Below are 18,637 nucleotides of genomic sequence, written 5' to 3' on the forward strand. Positions count from 1 at the left end.
ATTCTTAATCGTAAAAAAATAATACAAATAAACTATTAAAAAAATGTCCCAATGGGACATTTTTTTTAATTATCACTTGCAAACCATTCGGCAAAAGAACTTTCAGTTTCTTGTAATCGTAACGAAAACAATGTAATATTTGCGGGTAATCGGTTTTTAATTTTTTCAGCAAAATCAATAACCATATTCTCACTTGTTGGTTGATAATTAACTAAAATTACATGATGATCTCTTTGTTTTAATTCTTTTGCAAGCTCTATATGAGGCGTGTTTTTGTTAAAAACGGTGGCATGATCAAAAACATCGACTATTTCTTCTTTAACAATTTTTTTTAAATCGCTAAAATCAATTACCATTCCATATTTTACATTGTTTTTGTCGGTAATAGGTTTACCAATAACCGTTACCGATAATTTGTAACTATGACCATGAACATTTTTACATTTTCCATCGTAACCATATAACGCGTGCCCCGTTTCAAAAGTAAATTGTTTTGTAATTCTAATTGTACTCATTTGTTTAATAAATATAGGCAAAGATACTAAATTATAACTCGTGTTTTTTGTATTGTTTTTCCGCTTATATTTGCTCACTTTTTTAAAATATTTTATGGATGAATTTATTGTAATTCCAAAATATGAAAAGGTAATTAACGACCTTTTAGAGCAACAATATAGTATTGTTGAAGATTTTTTTTCGAGTGCTGAAGTTCTCGCATTACGCAAAATTTTACTCAATAAATATGAAGAAGACGAATTGCGTAAAGCGGCAATTGGCAATCAATTTAATGAGCAAATTATAAAATCAATTCGTGGCGATTTTATTTCTTGGATTGATGAAAAATTTTTGCAAGAAGCAGAGCAATGTTTTTTTAGTAAAATAGATACGTTTACCACGTATATGAATAGAACTTGTTTTTTAGGAATACAAGACAGAGAATTTCACTATGCACTTTATCCAAAAGGAACTTTCTACAAAAAACATCTCGATACATTTCAAAATGATGATTCAAGAAAATTATCAATAGTGTGTTATCTTAATGAAGAAAATTGGCAACCAGAATATGGAGGCGAGTTAATATTGTATAAAAAAGAAGGCGATGTTACCATTTATCCTTTACAAGGACGAGTAGTAATATTTGAAAGCCAATTAATAGAACACGAAGTAAAACCAGTTGAGCAAATGCGTTTAAGTATTACGGGTTGGTTAAAAACGAGAAAAATATAATTCTATTCAGTTTTATTTTTTTCTTTTCGTTTAAAATAAAAGTAGGTGGTATAGGCAATTATAATTAGCACAATAAAAGGCAAATAAGTGCCAATAACAACACCTATTTCGTATTGTTTATTAGGTGCATTTTGCATTTTTTCTTCAATATTTACTTTCTGAAAAAGAGAAATTATAGAAGCTATCATCATGATTTTCTGAATTGTGCCAAGGCATTTTTAGTAAATTCTGACAAAACAAGTTTTCCAGATATTGCAGCTCGTTCATATAGTAGCGTGTCCCAATGTTCTGTGTTTTCCCAAATTATTTTTTTCATTTCTAACAAAGCATCAGGATTATAAGTTGCTATTTCTGTTGTAAAAACTTTAATAGCATTATCCATTTCTTCTACAGAAGAAAATAATTTTGAAAATAAACCTTTATCAAGTGCCCATCGTGCCGATTTCCATTCGGTAGCTCCTAATGTCATTTCGGCCATTGCTGTTTTGCCTATTTTTTTTGAAACAGCAGGCTCTATAACAAATGGCCCAATTCCAATAGCAAGCTCCGATAGCTTAACCGCAGCATTTTCGGTTGCAAAAGTATAATCGCAAGCCGAAATTAAACCAACTCCGCCGCCTACGGCTTTACCATGAACACGGCCTATTATAAGTTTAGACGATTTTCGCATAGCATTTATAACATTAGCAAAGCCCGAAAAGAACATTTCTCCTTCTTCTAAAGTTGAAATATTAAGTAATTCATTAAAAGAAGCACCAGCACAAAAAGCACCATTTCCTTCGCTTTGTAAGACTATAACAGTAACTGCGTTGTTTTGCGAAAGTTTGTTTATAGTTTCGGTTAATAGCTGTAATTGCGAACTCGGAAACGAATTACTAGCAGGATTATAAAAGCTAATGTGCGCTACTTTTTCTTTAATTTTATAGGTTACACTTCCTTCCATTATCGTTTTAAGCTAAAATGCGACATAAATTCTTTGGCTTCGTTATTTTCGATATATTCAATTTTAAACCAATAATCTGATGCTGGTAAGGGTTTTCCGTTAAAAGTACCGTTCCATCCTTCGCCATTAGGACTTATTTGTTTAAGCAATTTGCCATATCTATCGAATATATAAATTTTTGCAGCAAAACTATTGGGTAAACCAGTAATAACCCAGTTGTCATTATAACCATCGCCATTAGGTGTAAAAAAGTTAGGATACGTTATAGCATATAAATTTTCTACAAATTTTATTCCGCAGCCTTGAATGTCTCTTACATAAACCGTGTAAGTATTGTTGGGTAAATTAATAAATGTTCCACTACTTTGCCAGTTAATACCGTCTAAACTATATTCGTATTCTCCATATCCACCAGATGCTTCCGATACGATTGTGGTTAAATTAGAAGAAAAAGCAGGTGTTTCAACAGAAGCCGTAAAAGTTAAAGGTTCAGAAGAAAATAAAACAGCAACACTATCAGATATTGAACAGCCAGTAGTTGTATTAGTAATTGTAACAAAATAAGTTCCTTCTGTCGAAGCAGTATAAGTAGGGTTTGTTTCTGCAGACAAATCTAAACCAGGTATTGTAGAAGACCATTCGTAAGAAAAAACACCAGAATTTGCAGGTGTTGCATCTATTATTTGTGAGCCTATTCCTGTTTCGGGCGCCACACAAATATATATTCGTTCTTGTAAATTAACATCTGGAATAGGATTTACTATTAATTGCAATTGTTGAATTCCTTTACAACCAGCATCTAAATTTAATGCGCTATCAACACGAACCCAAATAGTTTGTGCATTTTGCGTTGTGTTTGTATAGTTAGTAGTATTGTTTATTTGATTTTGAAGTAACTCGGCATCTTCAACGCTTTCAAAATAAGAAACGGTTAAATAAGGTTGCTGCGATGCAGGAAATAATCCTAAAATATAATTAGTGTAAGCTGTTTCAATATCGAAAACAGCATATCCATCATTAGCCACGTTAGTATTATTTAAATAGACATCGCACTCTTCTAATGGTTGCGGATTAAATGTAGATGGGAATTGCGTTGTTGAAACAACTAAGTTAATTTGAGCCGTTCTAAAACAACCATTTTCATTTTCAATTCTAGCCCAAACAGTTGCACCATTTGTTGCAGTATGTGCTTGATCGTTAGTAACTAAATCGGTATTGTTTTGTGCTCCTAATAACGAATTATGATAGGAAAAAGTTAAATTAGCTTCTGTTGAAAGTGCTGTATTTGCTTGTGTTAAAACAAAATCTGCAATAGCATCGTTGTCGTTATCGCATTGTTTTAAAGTTAAAGACGGAATTACAGTTGGTAAAGGATATACAAGCAATTGAAAATTTCCAATTTTGTAACAACCTTCTGTATTTTCTATTCTGAAATAAATAACGGTGTTGTTAATAGCATTTATAGAAGTAATGGCATTAGTAGCGTTACTTTCGGCATCTGCTTCAACGGTATAATATTTTACAGAAACATTGGTTTGCGCACCAAAAACATCGTTGTTTTTAGTAGTTAAATCAAATAGCGAAATGCCATCTGTTGTACTTCCAGAATTGGTATCGTCGCATAAAGAAAAATCAGGCACGTTTTCTAAAAGAGGAGAATTTTTAATAGTAACTTCAACAGAAGCCGAAACAGTATCGCAAATACCTTGCGAAGGAATAGTATAAGTATAAGTTCCTGATTGCGCATTTGCAGGATCTATAACACCATTTGCAATAGGAGAGTTGTTAAAAGTCCAATTTCCACCTGTTGTAACATTGCTTCCTAATAATGTAAACAAATCTGTAGGCGCATCTGTTTTACAAAATGATGCAGTAGTAGAAACTCCAGCAGAAGGACCGGGTAAAATAGCGTTAACAATAACTTTAATAGGGTATGTTCTGGTTACTCCATTACACGTTTTGGTAAATGTATATACATATTCGCCCACTAAATCTACCGAAGGGTCAAATAAACCATTGTTTGGGTTTCTTGGAACGCCGTTATACGACCATACTCCATTAGTATCTGGATTTCCAGGTATTTTTTCAAATAAGTCAATAATACTACCATCGCAAACATCAATAGTGGTATCGTTAGGAATACTTCCAAAACCAGAAAAATAGCCGCCAAAACCAGCTACATTTGCTGCGCCAAAAACGCCAACGGCTAATGCAGCAGTAGAGGTTACAGCTACATCTCCAGATAAATTAGGAATTCTATAGGTAACCCAGTTAGGATTTCCTGCTACAGGAACAGGTGAGGTGGTGGTTGGTACGCCATTTATACGAACAATAGTTGGCACCCCATCTGTGTCTAATGCTTCAGTAGCAATTAAAATTCCTCCGCTTGGATAATTGAAGTTCCCAATTTTATCTACAGCAGGAATTAAATCTACGCTTTTTTGCCAAAAACAACTAACAGGAGGTATAAAAAACATACCCGTTGTAGCATCGGAACTTGTACCTGCTATAATTTGATACATAAAAGCAGGTTTAGAAGTTTCGATGTACATATTTAAATTTGTACCAGCACCTTGAAAATTTGAAGTAGGTATTAAATAGTATTCGCCTGCATTTATGGTAGCAATAGGTGTTGTATTGCCATTAACAAAAATAGCGGTGTTATCTTCGTGTGCAACGACTAAAGGTCGTTCAGAATTTATACTACCGTTTCCTTTCATTACAATATATTCTGTTCCCACTTGCGATAACGGTACAATCTGGTCTAAATTAAAGTCTTGACCATCTGTAGCGGTTAGCATACCGCCTGTCATATTACCAGAATTAACAACTATTGGTTTATTCGACGTAACTAAGGCACCTACAAAACCTGCATAATTTGCAGTAGTATTGGTATAACCCGAAATAACAATAGATTGTCCTTGGTTTAACGTGAAAGTTTGGTTTGGACTCGTAATAGTAGTATTACCTTGTATAAAAGTTATAGCAGTATTGTAATCGGTTAAATTTACAGTAGTATTGTTTTCGGTAGCCATAAAACTCGCTACAAAATTACGGATTCCACCAGAGCTAGTTTGCGGTAAACTACCTAGTCTAAAAACAGTTCCAGCACCTGTTCTTCCTTTTGAGGATAAAAATTCGGCATGATTATCAGCACGAACTCTAAAATTAACATAAAAATCGTACTGCCCTTCTAAAATTAATCCATTATTAGACCGAACCACTCCTACATCGGTTCTTGGTACCATCATTGGGCTGTTTTGTGCTGTTCCAATAGAAATTCTAACAGGGCTTCCATTTGAAATAGTAAACGGAGAACCATTTATTGGAGCTCCATTTCCAGTGGTTACGGTAACTTGAAAAGGTGTTGTGGAAGGTGTAGATAAATAAATGTAATGATCTTTCACCAAACTTGAATCGCCTGTTTCATTAGCGTGTAAAGGTGGTATCCAGTGTTTATTGCTTAATTGAGCATAACCTGTAAATAAAAAACTAAAAAATATAAAGAAGGAAAGATTAATTGGTTTCATTTTAGCTAAATAAGAGCAAATATAAAAACAAAAGAGGGCTTTTGCCCTCTTTTTATAATTAATTTAATACAATTTGTATTATTCTTCTTCGAAAACTTGTGTTTCAGAATTAGCAGCATTTCTTGAATTTAAAGCAGTATTAGAAGAATTAATGACTAAAGCTGCAAAAGTAACATTTGAAATAGCTACTCCACTTGGAGCAGTATAGGTAAAGGTTTTTTCATATACATCGTTATAAGAAAATGAACCAGGAATATCTTCACCTAAAATACTTGAAGTTAAAACAGATCTTAAAACATGATCGTGTTCAAAATTTGTTATTGTACTAACACCTCCATAATAAGAAGTGTAATTAGTTTGGTTAAAATACAAATTATCTTCTAATGCGTAAACAACTAACTTTAAGTTTGAATAATCTTGTCCAAATTTTACTTTAACTTTAACAGTAGATGTGTTTCCAGATGTAGTATTTTCGAAAGCTATTCCTAATCTTGGATTAGTGCCAGATGTTAAGCCAGTTGCTTGACTTACCCAAGTTGGCTCAGGATAATTCCACTCAATTGTTCTATTTAACATAGCTGTTGGGTATCCTGATAATCCTATTTGATTTTCAAGAACACCAGCACCCGAAAAATTATATGGATCATAATAAGCATTAGAAGGATTTGAATCCCCTCTGTGTATAGCAACTACAGTAACATCAGATGTTTGGGATTGAACTTGCTCAATAGCATAAGCTACACGAGGGCAATAACCACACCAAGTACCTGTGAAATCTTCAATCAATACCCGTTTGTTGAAGTCAATAACAGGTATAGCAGTAATTTGTATGGTAGGCGACGTTAATGTTTGTCCTATTTGATTAATATAAGTAGCATAAATATCGTAAACCCCTTCTGTTGGTGGTGAAAAAGAGTTTCCTTCAATAGCATTTCCATTTACATAAACAGTAGAATTTTGTGAAACATTTACCCCTGTATTAGAAGTAACCACGACTGTAACGTTGCTATTAATATTATATGTATTACTGTTTGTAGAAGCAGTAATACTTGTAGCAGGAGGTGTTACTGCTAGTGTTACCGTGTTAGACGTTTTGTCTAAATAAGTTGCAACAACACTAAAATCTCCTTCAGAAGATGAGCTAAACTCATTACCATCAATAGCAACACCATCAACTTTAATTGAAGCTTGAGAAGTAATATCAGTGCCATCGCTTTTCTTTATTGTAAAAACAAAAACATCGTCAACAAATTTAGAATTTGCATCTGCTGTTAAAATTATATTGTAGTCAGCAGGAGTGCTATCATCAGAAGATGAATTATCATCACTACTACAGCTGGTAAAAATAACTCCTAGGAGTAAGACAAAATAAAATATTTTTTTTTTCATATTTATAGGTGTTTAATTAAAAAACTTTAAAATAATTATACAAAAGAAAGTTTTTTTTATTTATTTGCAAAGAATTTAGTGTAAATAATTTAAATTATGAAAAAAATTATATTTTTAGTGCTGTTTTTTGCATTACAATCATTTTCTCAAAACACATTTCCGAAATTTTTTTTAAAGAATCTTGAAGAAGAAACAGTTTCAAATTCAAATTTTAACGAACCCGATAAAATTTATGTTTTTGCTTTTTGGGCAACGTGGTGTGCACCGTGTATTCAAGAGTTAGATGCAATAAATGATGTGTATTTTGACTGGAAAGAAGAATTAAACATTGAAGTTATTGCGATTTCTATAGATGATGCAAGAACTAGTAAAAGAGTAAAACCAATGGTTAATGGCAGAGGCTGGGATTATACAATTTTATTAGACATCAATCAAGATCTCAAACGTGGATTATCTATTGCTAACCCTCCTTATACTGTAGTCGTTAAAAATGGCGAAATAGTGCATGTGCAATCTGGTCATACTCCTGGCAGTGAAAATGAGTTATTCGAAAAATTAAAATCGTTATAGATTTATGAAAAAAAAAGTAGTACTATTTTTCTTGTTAATAGGATTTACAGGATTTTCACAACAGAACAATGATAGTGTATCTAAAACAAAAATTAAGTTTTATGGTGGTTTAGAATCCAATGGACAGTGGTATACTAACGACCCAGAACGCGCTATACAACATCCTGAAGAACCTTTTCGTTCTAATAATTATTTGCAACTAAATGCAAATTACGGACGATTTACAGTAGGTACACAAATTGAGTCGTATTATAAAGATGCTTTATTGAACTATAATCCGCAATTTGTAGCTTCTGATTTTGGTGGGTACAATTCTAAAATGAATATAAGTGAAGTTTTAGATAAAATTTATTACTCTAATATTTCAACTTTTTATGCTAATTATAAATCAAAAATGCTTAATATTACAGCGGGGCATTTTTATGAACAATTTGGTAGCGGATTATTACTTCGTGCATGGGAAGATCGTTCTTTAGGAATTAATACAGCAATTAGAGGAGGGAAAGTTAATTTTACACCAATAGATGCCGTTTCAATTACAGCACTTTATGGAAAACAAAAAACAGGTTTTCAAGTTTCAGAATCAAATATTTTAGGTGTTGATTCTAATTTTGATTTTACTAGTTTTTTTAATATAAAATCATTTGATATTACTGGTGGTTTTAGCTACGTTATGCGCGACCAAGCGATTCCAGAAGCAATAGTAGATCCTAAGTTCGATAGAAGAACAGGTGCTTATGCAGGTAGGCTGTCTTTTTCAAAAGGAGGATTTTATATTTCAACAGAGTATAACGAAAAAGAAGCAGAGCCTATTGTAAATGGTAATAACATTGATTACGATTTTATTAAAAAAGGAAACGCTTTACTTATAAATTTAGGATATTCTAAAAAGGGATTAGGAATTGATGCTTCTTTACGTCGTGTAGAAAATATGTTGTTTCTAGCCGATAGAGAGCCTGTAGTTTATGGTCCAGAACAAACGAGCTTAAATTATAACGATCGTTTTTTAAACTTTGTTCCAGCTTTAACAAAGCAGCATCATTCCAATTTAGCTAATATTTATGTGTATCAGGCACAAAGTAGAGTAAATATGGATATTACAACCGAGATTCAAAAATTTGGTGAAATAGGTGGTCAGTTAGATGTGTTTTATAATTTTAAAAAAGGAACAACTCTTGGTGGAAAATACGGAACAAAAATTGCTTTAAACATTTCAAATTGGTTTAATCTAGATGCCGATTATTCTTATTATGACGAAGATGGATTTTATAAACCCAATTATACAACCAAGTTTTTAGCTGGAAAGGAAAAATACTTTTCAGACTATAATATTGAAGTTTCTAAAAAATTCTCAAAATCATTTAAAGGTAATTTTGTTTATATTAATCAGTATTATAACGATCAATATATTAGAGGAATTTTTCAAGAAAATGTTGTAAAAAGTAATATTATTTTTGCAGAAGGAATTTATAATTTTTCTGGCTCTAAAGCAATTACAATAGGAGCAGAGCATATGTGGGCAGATAACGATAGAGGTAATTGGGCATCGCTCTCGGCAGAATATAATCATAATTTAAATTGGTCTATCTATGTAATGGATATGTACAATTATGGTTATCAAGAAGGCGGTCATTATATTGCAGGTAATATCGACGCTTTTGATATTCACTTTTATAATGCAGGAGTAGCTTATAAAAAAGGTGCTTCTAGAGTTTCAGTAGGATATGGAAGACAACGAGGAGGATTAGTTTGCGCTGGAGGGGTCTGTCGTTTTGTGCCACCAAGTACAGGACTTTCATTTAGTATAACAACGTCGTTTTAAAAAACAAGAGCCTAACAGATATGAAATTTGTTAGGTTTTTTTATTAAAAAAATGCCCGCAATTGTATATTTCCTGTGTGAATAGTTTTCGAAGTTTCCGATTTTCTTCCTTGGTAGTTTACATTAACATCTAAATATTGTGTAATGTTTTTCTGTAAAAGCAATTGCCATACACTGTTTTTTCCGGCCTGTAAACCTTGTAACATTTGAAAAGCAACAGGCGCCAACTGATTGCCTGTAAAAAGGTTATTGTAATGCGAGTATTCGCCTGTAAGTGTAAAGCCTTTTTCGCTGTTAAAGGTAAACGAAGTTCCTAAACGATTTTGTTTCAATTGTTCTAAATTGTTTATTGTGTTGTTTTGGCGCTTGTATTCGTAAAAAATATCCCAACTCGCATTTTTGGAAAACAAATACGATACTTTTGGTTGAACAGAATAATTATCGATATCAAAATTACGACTAGCATAATTTTCGACGTCACTTTTCGAGTTTCCTATTGCCGAACGCAACTGCACTAACCACGATTTTTGAATTAAATGGTTATAGTTTAACTGATGTGAAATTTGCTTGTTATACTGACTACCAATATTTAGCAAATTCTTCAATTCGTTGCTTAAAAAAGAATAGGTTACCGAATGAAACTGCTTACCACGATTAAAAAAAAGTGTATTTCTGAAATTATTGTTTAACCCTACGTTATCATCAGAATTTGAAAACGGATTTAAATCGAAATTATCGCCATTTCGTTTAATTTTGCGTTCTATAGTAAAAGCAGTTTGGTTGTAAAAATGCGATAAAAACTTTTTAAATCCGCTATTGTTTTGCCAAACTAGTCCGTTAAAATTTAATGCTTGCGAAAACCTGTTCTGATGCGTTCGCACAAATATTTGATTGGGTAAAAACACACGCACAAAAGTAGCTTGGTCTGGAAACGGAGCTATTTCAAATTCTTGTAATTCTTGAATGCCATTTTCGTTGTAATCTATCCATGTATAAACGCCTTGTCCAGCATCAACTTCAAGATAAGTAAAGTCTTGTTGCGCAATTGTTCCCGAAGCATTTTCGTATGTTGTAGTACTTTGCAATAAATTTGTAAAAAAGCTATCGCTGTACAAAATTCGTGAATTAAGCGAAGGTTCGTCTTGTTTTAAATCGGCTGTATAATCAAGCTTTCGATACTTTACAAAAACACTCAAATTCCGTCTTTCATTTTTTATGAGTTGCGATTTTAAATAATAGGAATTCGATTGGTTTACTCTCGAAACGGTTTGATTAATTAAACTATCGTTTTTACGATGCAAATAACCAATTTCCATATAAACTTTGGTAGAATCGCCACGACCAACAAACGCACCGTATTCGCTAAATTTTTGACTTAAAGCTGAAAGCTCGTTTGTTGCGGCTAACTTTTCTTCATTGTTTTCGGTTGCAAAACTTCCGCCAATCCAGTTTTTAGAAAACGAATGTTTTACTTGCGAAGTGTTTCGTATAAATTTAGAATTAGCGTAATTGCTATCGCTATTTAATGCACTAAAATGGGTAGAAAATGATGTTTTTCCAAAATGCAAACCCGATTGTATAATATGCCGATTTCCTGAGAAATTTTCGGAATAGTCTAGTTTTTCTAATTGGTAAGTAGCGAAACCATTTTTTAAAAAATCAAAATTTGTTCCTGCAACAAATAAACTTTGGTTGCCAAGTGGCGTATTCAAATTCCAATCGCGATTAAATTCGATAGCATACAAGCGTTCAATGGTTTTAAAATCTTTTTGAATAAAATTGAAATTCGCAAAGCCATCCACTAAAATTTTCCCCGAATACAAACGTTGTTTTGCATTAAATTGAGCAGCCATTCCTTTGTTGTTTTCATCATCAATAGTAGAATATAAGTTTGCATCGTTATTGCTTGCTCCTATTTCAAAATCGATAGCTGTTTTTTCACTTGGATTATAGCTTCCTAAAACCGTTGCAATTTGAATTTTTGTAGGTGCAATTAACGGAATTGTTGGTTCGTAATTTCCTAAAAAATTGCCTGCATATTCGTAAATTTTGCCTACTGCATTGTTATTGGCCAACGCATAGCTTCCTTGGTTTTCGCCTACATACGTAAACCGAACATTGTACAATTCGTCATCTGGATTGTTAGAAAATTCAAAAACTTCAGTTGTGCCAATAAGTACTTTTTTATACAAAATTTTATTTTCCGAATAACTATCTAAATACGCCGAAGGCGCCGTCATAGCAGAAACGTTGTCGCCTGCATTTTTTAAAACAGCAACTTGTTCTTCCGATAAATTTTGTTGTAAAGGTTGGTTTTTAATATCGTTTTCCGAATAAATGTAGGAACCAATGGTAAACTTTTTATTTTCGTGTAAAAAGCCGCCGTAAGTAACCAATCGGGTAAAATTTCTATCGGTATATTGGTATTCAATGTTAATTCGCATTTCGGAAGTAATAGGAAAAAGCGACGTAAAGGCAATTTCGCCAGCATTATAATCGATGGTGTAATCGTTGTTTTCGCCACGCTTTAGTAAAATTCCGTTTACATAAACCCGTTCCGAACCCGAAATAACCAATACATACAATTCGTTATTATTCCCTTTTAATTTATATGGCCCTTGGTTGCCTTCTTGTCCTGTAAACGTGCTTCGGGCATATTGCCCACGAACCAACGCAGCCGAAGCTAAAACATTGGTTTTGTTTTCGTTTCCTAATGTAAATTGGGTAGAAAGTCCTTGTACTTTTTTATTGAAATTAAGCAATTTAGAATTGCGATTTTCCAAAAATAAATCGCCAGCTCGAATATTCCATTTATCAGCAAATAATTCGATAAAAATTTGGTCAAATTCGTCTAGTTTTTGCGAGTAACCGCCATCTTGCAACGGAATATTACTATCTTGAATAGAAGCGCGCAAGCTAACTTTTTCGGAAATTTTACCTGTAATTTGCAAATCGAGATTCGAATTAACCACCGTATTTTGATTGTTGCCCACAGTAATGCCACGCGAAATACTACCCGAAGTATTTAACCCATCGAAAGGTGTAAAGCGGTTTTGCGGTTTTGTAGTGGTATAGCGCTGTCCATTGCTATTGGGTACAACTTTACTATCGTTGTAAATGCTGTATTCTTGTGTTAAAAAAGTTGGATATTTTAAATATTTTACGGTTACCGAATCGGGTAAGGTTTTGCTTTTTAACAATAAAAAGCCTTTTTCAAAATTAATTTGGTACGCTGTAGTGTCAATTTTAACTCCGTTAGTAGCTGTAATTTCGAAAAAATTAGGGTTTAAACTTTCGCGTTCTAAAAAAAGCGTATCAACTGTAGTAGCTATTTTTTTGGTACTATAGTGCGGGTTTAGGTCTTGAGCCGAAACACCCAAAACCCCAAAAAACAACAACCAACTAAAAACCGATTTCATTACTACTATAACTCTTAAAATGTAAAAGTAGTATTTTTTATAGGTTATAAAAATAATGAATAGCCAACAAATTTTAGGATTAATAACATTATATTAAAAACAGTAGATAAAAATTGCTGTAACTAATTACAGTTTTTTTTACTTGTAAATTAAGTGTTAAATTACTCCAATTAAGGCTCCCAAAAAAAGTCTTTAAAATTTACAATTTTAGCATCTACAACTTGTATGCCTTCGGCTTCTAAAAGTTGCTGCATTAAGTTAGTGCCATCAAAATGGTGTTTGCCTGTTAGCATTCCGTTTCTATTTACTACACGGTGCGCAGGAACATCGTCTAAGTTATGCGACGCATTCATAGCATAGCCCACCATTCTTGCCGATTGTGGCGAACCTATGGCTTTTGCAATTGCGCCATACGAGGTAACTTTTCCATACGGAATTTTACGAACTACTTCGTACACACGATTAAAAAAGTTGTGGGTGTCTTTTTTCATTAGTTTTGAATAAGTATGCTTATAAAAGTTACAATAGCAATAACAGCAGTTATGGTTCCAATAATGTAATTCATGGTTTTTTGCGAAGTGTTTTGCTTGGCTTTTATTTTATCGAAAAAGAAAATGTACATATACAAATTAACAAACGAACCCATTGCAGCGCCAGTTACATAAGAAGCAATACTTATAGTATCGAAAGTAAGCCAGCCAAACGATGCTAAAGTAAGTGTCATATACGCTTGAAATGGTATAGGATACATATTAATACTCGATAAGAACATTCCATAGAAAAACCGGCTTTTTTTACTTTTTGGCTCAATTTCTTGTGTTTTAGGAGTAGCTTGTTTTGCTAATACTAAATAGTATATAGAGAGTAATACAAATATTACGAGTGCTACTTGTTTTAAAACGCTAATAACATCGGGGTGTTTGCTTAAATACCGAGCAAAAATGGTAGCTACTAGCGTTTGTAAAGAAAAAACCAAAGCCGAACCAATAGAGAAAACAATGCCTCTACTAGTTCCTTCTTTTAAACTAATTTTAGCGGCTGTCATATTTAGTAAACCAGGCGGAATTGCCGTAACAAAAGCTATAAACAGTGCTAAAAAAAAGATAACGGGTACACTCAATGCTTGCTAATTTTAAACCGAATATAGGTTATGGGTTTGTTTTGTTCTAAATACTGACTTTCGTAAAAAGTTTGAATACCTGTTACTTCCTCTGGTGCGCCTTCGTTTCGGTAAATGTTATGATTGGCATATTCTACTTCGTGCCCTTCGCCATGAAGCAAACCTAGTGTGTAGCCGTGCATAAACTCGCTATCGGTTTTTAAGTGCATAACACCATTTGGTTGTAATATTTTTTTGTAGCGTTTTAAAAATTCCGAGTTGGTCATTCGGTGTTTGGTTCGTTTGTATTTAATTTGCGGATCGGGAAAAGTTATCCAAATTTCGGCTACTTCGTTTTCGGCAAAGCAGTAATCAATAAGTTCAATTTGCGTTCTTAAAAACGCTACATTATTTCTGTTTTCCTCTAGTGCTGTTTTAGCACCGCGCCAAAATCGAGCACCTTTTATATCGATACCAATATAATTTTTATTCGGATTCATTTTGGCCAGTGCAACAGTATATTCGCCTTTACCACAACCTAATTCTAATACTATGGGGTTGTTGTTTTTAAAAAAGTTTTTGTTCCAATTGCCTTTTAACTCAAATTCTCCCGAAATTACTTCGCCTCTTGTTGGTTGTAGTACATTATTAAATGTAAGATTTTCGTTAAATCGCTTTAGCTTATTTTTGCTTCCCACTTTTAAAATAATTTTTTTGTAAAATTAATGAAATATATGTAAACAAAAATTATATATATTTGTAAGAATATCTTTTTGGTTTATAGAATTTTACCTTGCTTTTATGAGTGAAATAAAAAATAGAAAGCGAATACTTGTAGCGCCTTTAAACTGGGGTTTGGGTCATGCAACCCGTTGTATTCCTATTATAAAAGCATTAGAGCAAGAAGGTTTTGAACCTATAATTGCTTCCGATGGAAAGGCATTGGAATTGTTACAAAAAGAATTTCCTACAGTAGAATCGGTTACGCTACCATCGTATTCGATTAAATATGCTAAAAAAGGAAGCGATTTTAAATGGAAAATGATTTTTGGTTTTTCGGGTATTGCAAAAGCTATAAAAAAAGAACGCAAACAAACCAAGCAGTTAATAGATACACTAAATATTGATGGTATTATTTCAGATAATAGGTTAGGGGTAAACCACACCACAGTTCCCACAGTTTATATAACCCACCAAGTAAATGTTATTTTTGGTAACTTAACGTGGTTGTCTTCTAAAGCGCATCGGTATTATATGAATAAATTTTCAGTATGTTGGGTTCCTGATAAAACAGGTAGAGTTAATATTTCGGGGAAATTAGGACACATTAATAAAACTTGGGATAAACTAAATTATATTGGGCCACTAAGCAGGTTTGAGGAAAAAAAAGTTGACCATAAATATGATGTTGCCATAGTTTTGTCGGGTCCAGAACCACAACGCAGTATTTTAGAGCAAAAATTAATTACAGAACTTACAACTTATAATGGTACTGTTTTATTTGTAAAAGGTGTAGTAGAAGAAAAGCAAAAATGCTGGGTTGAAGATACGGTTACGTATTATAATTTTATGGAAAGCAACCAACTTGAAGAGGCTTTAAATGAAAGTGCTGTGGTGCTTTCTCGTTCGGGTTATACCACAATTATGGATTTAGCAAAACTTAATAAAAAAGCCTATTTTATACCTACACCAGGGCAGTACGAACAAGAATATTTAGCAAAAAGACTAAAAAAATATGGTTATGCACCAAGTTGTAAACAAGACGATTTTACTTTTGCAAAATTAGAAGAAATTGTAGTGTACAAAGGTTTGCATCAGTTTGTAGAAAACAATACCGATTGGCCAGCGTTATTTAGCCTTTTCTAAGGTAAATGAAAATTCGGAACCAATACCAAATTCGCTTTCTACATAAATTTTTTCTTGGTGGCTTTCTATTATGTGTTTTACAATAGCCAAGCCTAAACCCGATCCGCCTTCGCTACGCGAGCCGCTTTTGTCAACTCTATAAAAACGTTCAAAAAGACGTGGAATATGTTTTTTTTCTATTCCTTCGCCATTGTCGGTTATGCGAACAATTATTTTATTATTATTTAATTCTTGAATACTAATTTCTGTTGTTCCGCCAGATTTTCCGTATTTAATAGAATTAACCACTAAGTTGGTAATAACCTGCTGTATTTTATCTCTATCGGCTAAAACAAGTATGGGTTTTTTGTAGAGAGCATCAAAGGTTAAAGAAATATGTTTTTTTGCAGCTCTCATTTCGAGCAAGTCAAAAACATTTTCAATAAGTTCAATAATATTAAATTCGGTTAAATCTATATTTATATCGCCAGTTTCTAATTTGCTTATCATATCTAAATCTTTCACAATATAAATAAGGCGTTCTACTCCTTTTTCGGCGCGTTGCAAATATTTTTTTCGAATGTTTTTATCGTCCATTGCACCATCTAAAAGTGTAAGCAAATAGCCTTGAACGGTAAAAAGAGGCGTTTTTAATTCGTGCGAAACATTACCTAAAAATTCACGGCGATATTCTTCTCTAATTTTTAGCGTTTCAATTTCTAATTTTTTATCGCGAGCAAACTTTTGTACTTCTTGTGTTAAGGTAGCCATATCGGTAGTAATAGGCTGGTTTTTAAAAGAAGTGTTTTCTAATAGCGAAACATCGTCGTAAATTTTCTTAACACGTTTGTAGATAAAACGTTCTACTCTATATTGAAGGACAAAAAATGAAAAAACAAAAATTAAGAATGCTAAAATAAAAATAGAATAATAACCTATAGGGTAATCTAAAAACAGATAAATAAAATATGAACCCGTAAAAAAAAGCGTAATATATACAGATGACTTAAACGCGAACTTATATGATTTTTTAAATTTTACAGGCATTAAAACTCTATTTTATACCCTACGCCTTTAATGGTTTTAAAAAAATCGTCGCCAATTTTTTCGCGTAGTTTTCTAATATGGACATCTATTGTTCTACCGCCTACAACCACTTCGTTGCCCCAAACTTTGTCTAAAATTTCTTCTCGTGTAAAAACTTTTCCAGGTTTTGTAGCAAGTAAATAAAATAATTCAAACTCTTTTCGTGGCAAAATTATTTCTTCGCCATCTTTAACAATTTTATATTCTTCGCGGTTAATTTCTATATCGCCTAAATGCAACACATCTTTTATTTGATTAGTGCTTTTTAACCTGCGCAACAACCCTTTTACTTTGCTAACTAATACTTTGGGTTTTATGGGTTTTGTAATGTAATCGTCTGCGCCAGCATCAAAGCCTGCTACTTGCGAGTAATCTTCAGAACGAGCTGTTAAAAAAGTAATAATGGTTTGGTCTAAATCTGGGTTTTTTCTAATATTTTCGCAGGCTTCCATACCATCCATTTCGGGCATCATAACATCCATAACAATTAAATGCGGAAGTTCTTTTTTTGCTTTTAAAACGGCTTCTTTACCATTAGATGCTGTACTAATTTGATAGCCTTCTTGCGATAAATTATAACTTAAAATTTCTAAAATATCGGGTTCATCATCGACTAATAAAATTTTAATTTCACTTTTTTTCATTCTACTAGGTGTATTGTTTGCGGTATAAAGGTAAAGATAATATAAATACAACAAAGCACTTAACAATTATTTAAACTCTTAACCATTTCCTAACAATAATCAAACTATCTAATAAATATCAAGTAACATTGCTATAACCTATTAAAAGTTTCTTTGCATCAAAATTATATAACACAATGAAACTTAAATTTTTACTTGTATTTTTTGTAATTACTACATTATCAATAGCGCAAAATGGTACAGTATCGGGTACTGTTTTAGATAAGGAGTTAAACAACGAGCCTTTACCATTTGCAAATGTATCGATAAAAGAAGTTGCAAAAGGCGATTCTACAGATGCTAACGGAAAATATACTATAACATTAGAGCCAGGTTCTTATACTTTACTTATTGCATTTTTAGGCTACGAAACAAAAGAGATTCCTTTTACTATTAAAGCAGGCGAAAATAAAATAATAAACGAAACATTAGCAGCTAGCGGCGTTCAATTAGAAGATTTGGTAATTAACACCACTATAAGTCAAGAAAAAGAGTCGGTTTTATTACAACAACAACAAAGAGCAATAGAAATGAAACAAGCTATTGGTGCTCAAGAGTTGTCTAGAAAAGGAATAAGCGATGCAGCTGCGGCAGTGGCTAAAACTACAGGAGTGGCTAAACAAGAAGGTGTAAAAAATGTTTTTGTTCGAGGATTGGGCGATCGTTATAATTCTACTTCTTTAAACGGCTTGCCACTTCCATCGGAAGATCCACGTTATAAAAATATAGCGTTAGATTTTTTTACTACAAATGTTATTAAAAACATTAATGTAAATAAAACATTTACTGCACCATTATATGGCGATGTTTCGGGTGCTAATGTTGATATTGCCTCTAAAGAATTAGAAAAAAGAACTGAGTTCTCTGTTTCGCTAGGAAGTGGTTTTAATACGAATGCTAGTAGTAATACAGTATTAGTTGCCGATGGGTTTAATTATTTTGGCTTTTTAGAAAACGGCAAAAACGCACCTATTTCAAATTTAAACAGTTTAAATTTTGATACTTCGTTTAAGCCGTTGGTTCAA

At 32.7% G+C, this 18,637-nt stretch carries 16 protein-coding genes; 5 read left to right on the forward strand and 11 right to left on the reverse strand.

Features of this window, described 5'->3' with window-relative positions; all coding sequences use genetic code 11:
• Nucleotides 1-65 precede the first annotated feature (65 nt).
• On the reverse strand, nt 66-515 hold the full coding sequence (locus tag R2808_RS10165; RefSeq protein WP_371270889.1) for a 6-pyruvoyl tetrahydropterin synthase family protein: 450 nt from the start codon (nt 513-515) through the stop codon (nt 66-68).
• Between the two features lie 94 nt (nt 516-609).
• Here R2808_RS10165 and R2808_RS10170 point away from each other — a divergent pair, with 94 nt between their 5' ends.
• Nucleotides 610-1,227, forward strand: coding sequence for a 2OG-Fe(II) oxygenase (locus R2808_RS10170; RefSeq protein ID WP_371270890.1), 618 nt, complete (start codon nt 610-612; stop codon nt 1,225-1,227).
• Nucleotides 1,228-1,229: 2 nt separating this feature from the next.
• Here R2808_RS10170 and R2808_RS10175 read toward each other — a convergent pair whose 3' ends face one another.
• From R2808_RS10175 to R2808_RS10190, 4 genes are all read right to left on the reverse strand, one after another.
• The gene (locus tag R2808_RS10175; RefSeq protein WP_371270891.1) at nt 1,230-1,418 is read right to left on the reverse strand and encodes a hypothetical protein; all 189 of its coding nucleotides are present in this window, start codon (nt 1,416-1,418) and stop codon (nt 1,230-1,232) included.
• A complete protein-coding gene (locus R2808_RS10180) occupies nt 1,415-2,170 on the reverse strand; it encodes an enoyl-CoA hydratase/isomerase family protein (protein WP_371270892.1) in 756 nt (251 codons plus the stop codon). Before R2808_RS10180 ends, R2808_RS10175 begins: the two co-directional genes overlap by 4 nt.
• The gene (locus R2808_RS10185) at nt 2,170-5,700 is read right to left on the reverse strand and encodes a T9SS type B sorting domain-containing protein (protein WP_371270893.1); all 3,531 of its coding nucleotides are present in this window, start codon (nt 5,698-5,700) and stop codon (nt 2,170-2,172) included. Before R2808_RS10185 ends, R2808_RS10180 begins: the two co-directional genes overlap by 1 nt.
• 78 nt (nt 5,701-5,778) lie before the next feature.
• The gene (locus R2808_RS10190; RefSeq protein WP_371270894.1) at nt 5,779-7,089 is read right to left on the reverse strand and encodes an Omp28-related outer membrane protein; all 1,311 of its coding nucleotides are present in this window, start codon (nt 7,087-7,089) and stop codon (nt 5,779-5,781) included.
• 96 nt (nt 7,090-7,185) lie between these two features.
• Between R2808_RS10190 and R2808_RS10195 the strand changes: the two genes are divergently transcribed.
• Nucleotides 7,186-7,659, forward strand: a complete 474-nt coding sequence (locus tag R2808_RS10195; RefSeq protein ID WP_371270895.1) for a TlpA family protein disulfide reductase — start codon at nt 7,186-7,188, stop codon at nt 7,657-7,659.
• Nucleotides 7,660-7,663: 4 nt separating this feature from the next.
• Nucleotides 7,664-9,481: a DUF6029 family protein gene (locus tag R2808_RS10200; protein ID WP_371270896.1), complete on the forward strand. Its 1,818-nt coding sequence runs from the start codon at nt 7,664-7,666 to the stop codon at nt 9,479-9,481.
• 43 nt (nt 9,482-9,524) lie between these two features.
• On the opposite strand, the gene R2808_RS10205 is transcribed toward R2808_RS10200, so the two are convergent.
• The 4 genes from R2808_RS10205 to trmB all read right to left on the reverse strand — a co-directional run bounded on the left by R2808_RS10205 (nt 9,525) and on the right by trmB (nt 14,696).
• Complete coding sequence (locus tag R2808_RS10205; protein ID WP_371270898.1) at nt 9,525-12,899, reverse strand: hypothetical protein; 3,375 nt, start codon at nt 12,897-12,899, stop codon at nt 9,525-9,527.
• 170 nt (nt 12,900-13,069) lie between these two features.
• Nucleotides 13,070-13,390: an MGMT family protein gene (locus R2808_RS10210; RefSeq protein WP_371270899.1), complete on the reverse strand. Its 321-nt coding sequence runs from the start codon at nt 13,388-13,390 to the stop codon at nt 13,070-13,072.
• Complete coding sequence (locus R2808_RS10215; protein ID WP_371270900.1) at nt 13,390-14,019, reverse strand: LysE family transporter; 630 nt, start codon at nt 14,017-14,019, stop codon at nt 13,390-13,392. The genes R2808_RS10210 and R2808_RS10215 overlap by 1 nt, the downstream gene beginning before the upstream one ends.
• Nucleotides 14,016-14,696, reverse strand: a complete 681-nt coding sequence (gene trmB / locus R2808_RS10220; protein WP_371270901.1) for a tRNA (guanosine(46)-N7)-methyltransferase TrmB — start codon at nt 14,694-14,696, stop codon at nt 14,016-14,018. The genes R2808_RS10215 and trmB overlap by 4 nt, the downstream gene beginning before the upstream one ends.
• A gap of 103 nt (nt 14,697-14,799) precedes the next feature.
• Between trmB and R2808_RS10225 the strand changes: the two genes are divergently transcribed.
• On the forward strand, nt 14,800-15,864 hold the full coding sequence (locus R2808_RS10225; RefSeq protein ID WP_371270902.1) for a glycosyltransferase: 1,065 nt from the start codon (nt 14,800-14,802) through the stop codon (nt 15,862-15,864).
• On the opposite strand, the gene R2808_RS10230 is transcribed toward R2808_RS10225, so the two are convergent.
• Together R2808_RS10230 and R2808_RS10235 are read right to left on the reverse strand one after the other, a co-directional pair.
• Complete coding sequence (locus R2808_RS10230) at nt 15,847-16,890, reverse strand: sensor histidine kinase (RefSeq protein ID WP_371270903.1); 1,044 nt, start codon at nt 16,888-16,890, stop codon at nt 15,847-15,849. The genes R2808_RS10225 and R2808_RS10230 overlap by 18 nt on opposite strands.
• Nucleotides 16,890-17,573, reverse strand: a complete 684-nt coding sequence (locus tag R2808_RS10235; protein ID WP_371270904.1) for a response regulator transcription factor — start codon at nt 17,571-17,573, stop codon at nt 16,890-16,892. Before R2808_RS10235 ends, R2808_RS10230 begins: the two co-directional genes overlap by 1 nt.
• A 176-nt stretch (nt 17,574-17,749) precedes the next feature.
• Between R2808_RS10235 and R2808_RS10240 the strand changes: the two genes are divergently transcribed.
• Nucleotides 17,750-18,637 (forward strand): carboxypeptidase-like regulatory domain-containing protein (locus R2808_RS10240; protein WP_371270905.1); only part of this gene is annotated, 888 nt, incomplete at its 3' end.

The sequence above is a fragment of the Flavobacterium sp. genome (assembly GCF_041392005.1).
GTDB lineage: Bacteria > Bacteroidota > Bacteroidia > Flavobacteriales > Flavobacteriaceae > Flavobacterium.

Excerpts from the sequence above, each read along its gene's own strand:
- R2808_RS10225 (WP_371270902.1), top strand. The coding sequence starts at position 14,800 with ATGAGTGAAATAAAAAATAGAAAGCGAATACTTGTAGCGCCTTTAAAC.
- R2808_RS10175 (WP_371270891.1), bottom strand. The coding sequence starts at position 1,418 with ATGATGATAGCTTCTATAATTTCTCTTTTTCAGAAAGTAAATATTGAA.
- R2808_RS10185 (WP_371270893.1), bottom strand. The coding sequence starts at position 5,700 with ATGAAACCAATTAATCTTTCCTTCTTTATATTTTTTAGTTTTTTATTT.
- R2808_RS10170 (WP_371270890.1), top strand. The coding sequence starts at position 610 with ATGGATGAATTTATTGTAATTCCAAAATATGAAAAGGTAATTAACGAC.
- R2808_RS10235 (WP_371270904.1), bottom strand. The coding sequence starts at position 17,573 with ATGAAAAAAAGTGAAATTAAAATTTTATTAGTCGATGATGAACCCGAT.
- R2808_RS10210 (WP_371270899.1), bottom strand. The coding sequence starts at position 13,390 with ATGAAAAAAGACACCCACAACTTTTTTAATCGTGTGTACGAAGTAGTT.
- R2808_RS10230 (WP_371270903.1), bottom strand. The coding sequence starts at position 16,890 with ATGCCTGTAAAATTTAAAAAATCATATAAGTTCGCGTTTAAGTCATCT.
- R2808_RS10190 (WP_371270894.1), bottom strand. The coding sequence starts at position 7,089 with ATGAAAAAAAAAATATTTTATTTTGTCTTACTCCTAGGAGTTATTTTT.
- R2808_RS10180 (WP_371270892.1), bottom strand. The coding sequence starts at position 2,170 with ATGGAAGGAAGTGTAACCTATAAAATTAAAGAAAAAGTAGCGCACATT.
- R2808_RS10200 (WP_371270896.1), top strand. The coding sequence starts at position 7,664 with ATGAAAAAAAAAGTAGTACTATTTTTCTTGTTAATAGGATTTACAGGA.
- R2808_RS10165 (WP_371270889.1), bottom strand. The coding sequence starts at position 515 with ATGAGTACAATTAGAATTACAAAACAATTTACTTTTGAAACGGGGCAC.
- R2808_RS10195 (WP_371270895.1), top strand. The coding sequence starts at position 7,186 with ATGAAAAAAATTATATTTTTAGTGCTGTTTTTTGCATTACAATCATTT.
- R2808_RS10205 (WP_371270898.1), bottom strand. The coding sequence starts at position 12,899 with ATGAAATCGGTTTTTAGTTGGTTGTTGTTTTTTGGGGTTTTGGGTGTT.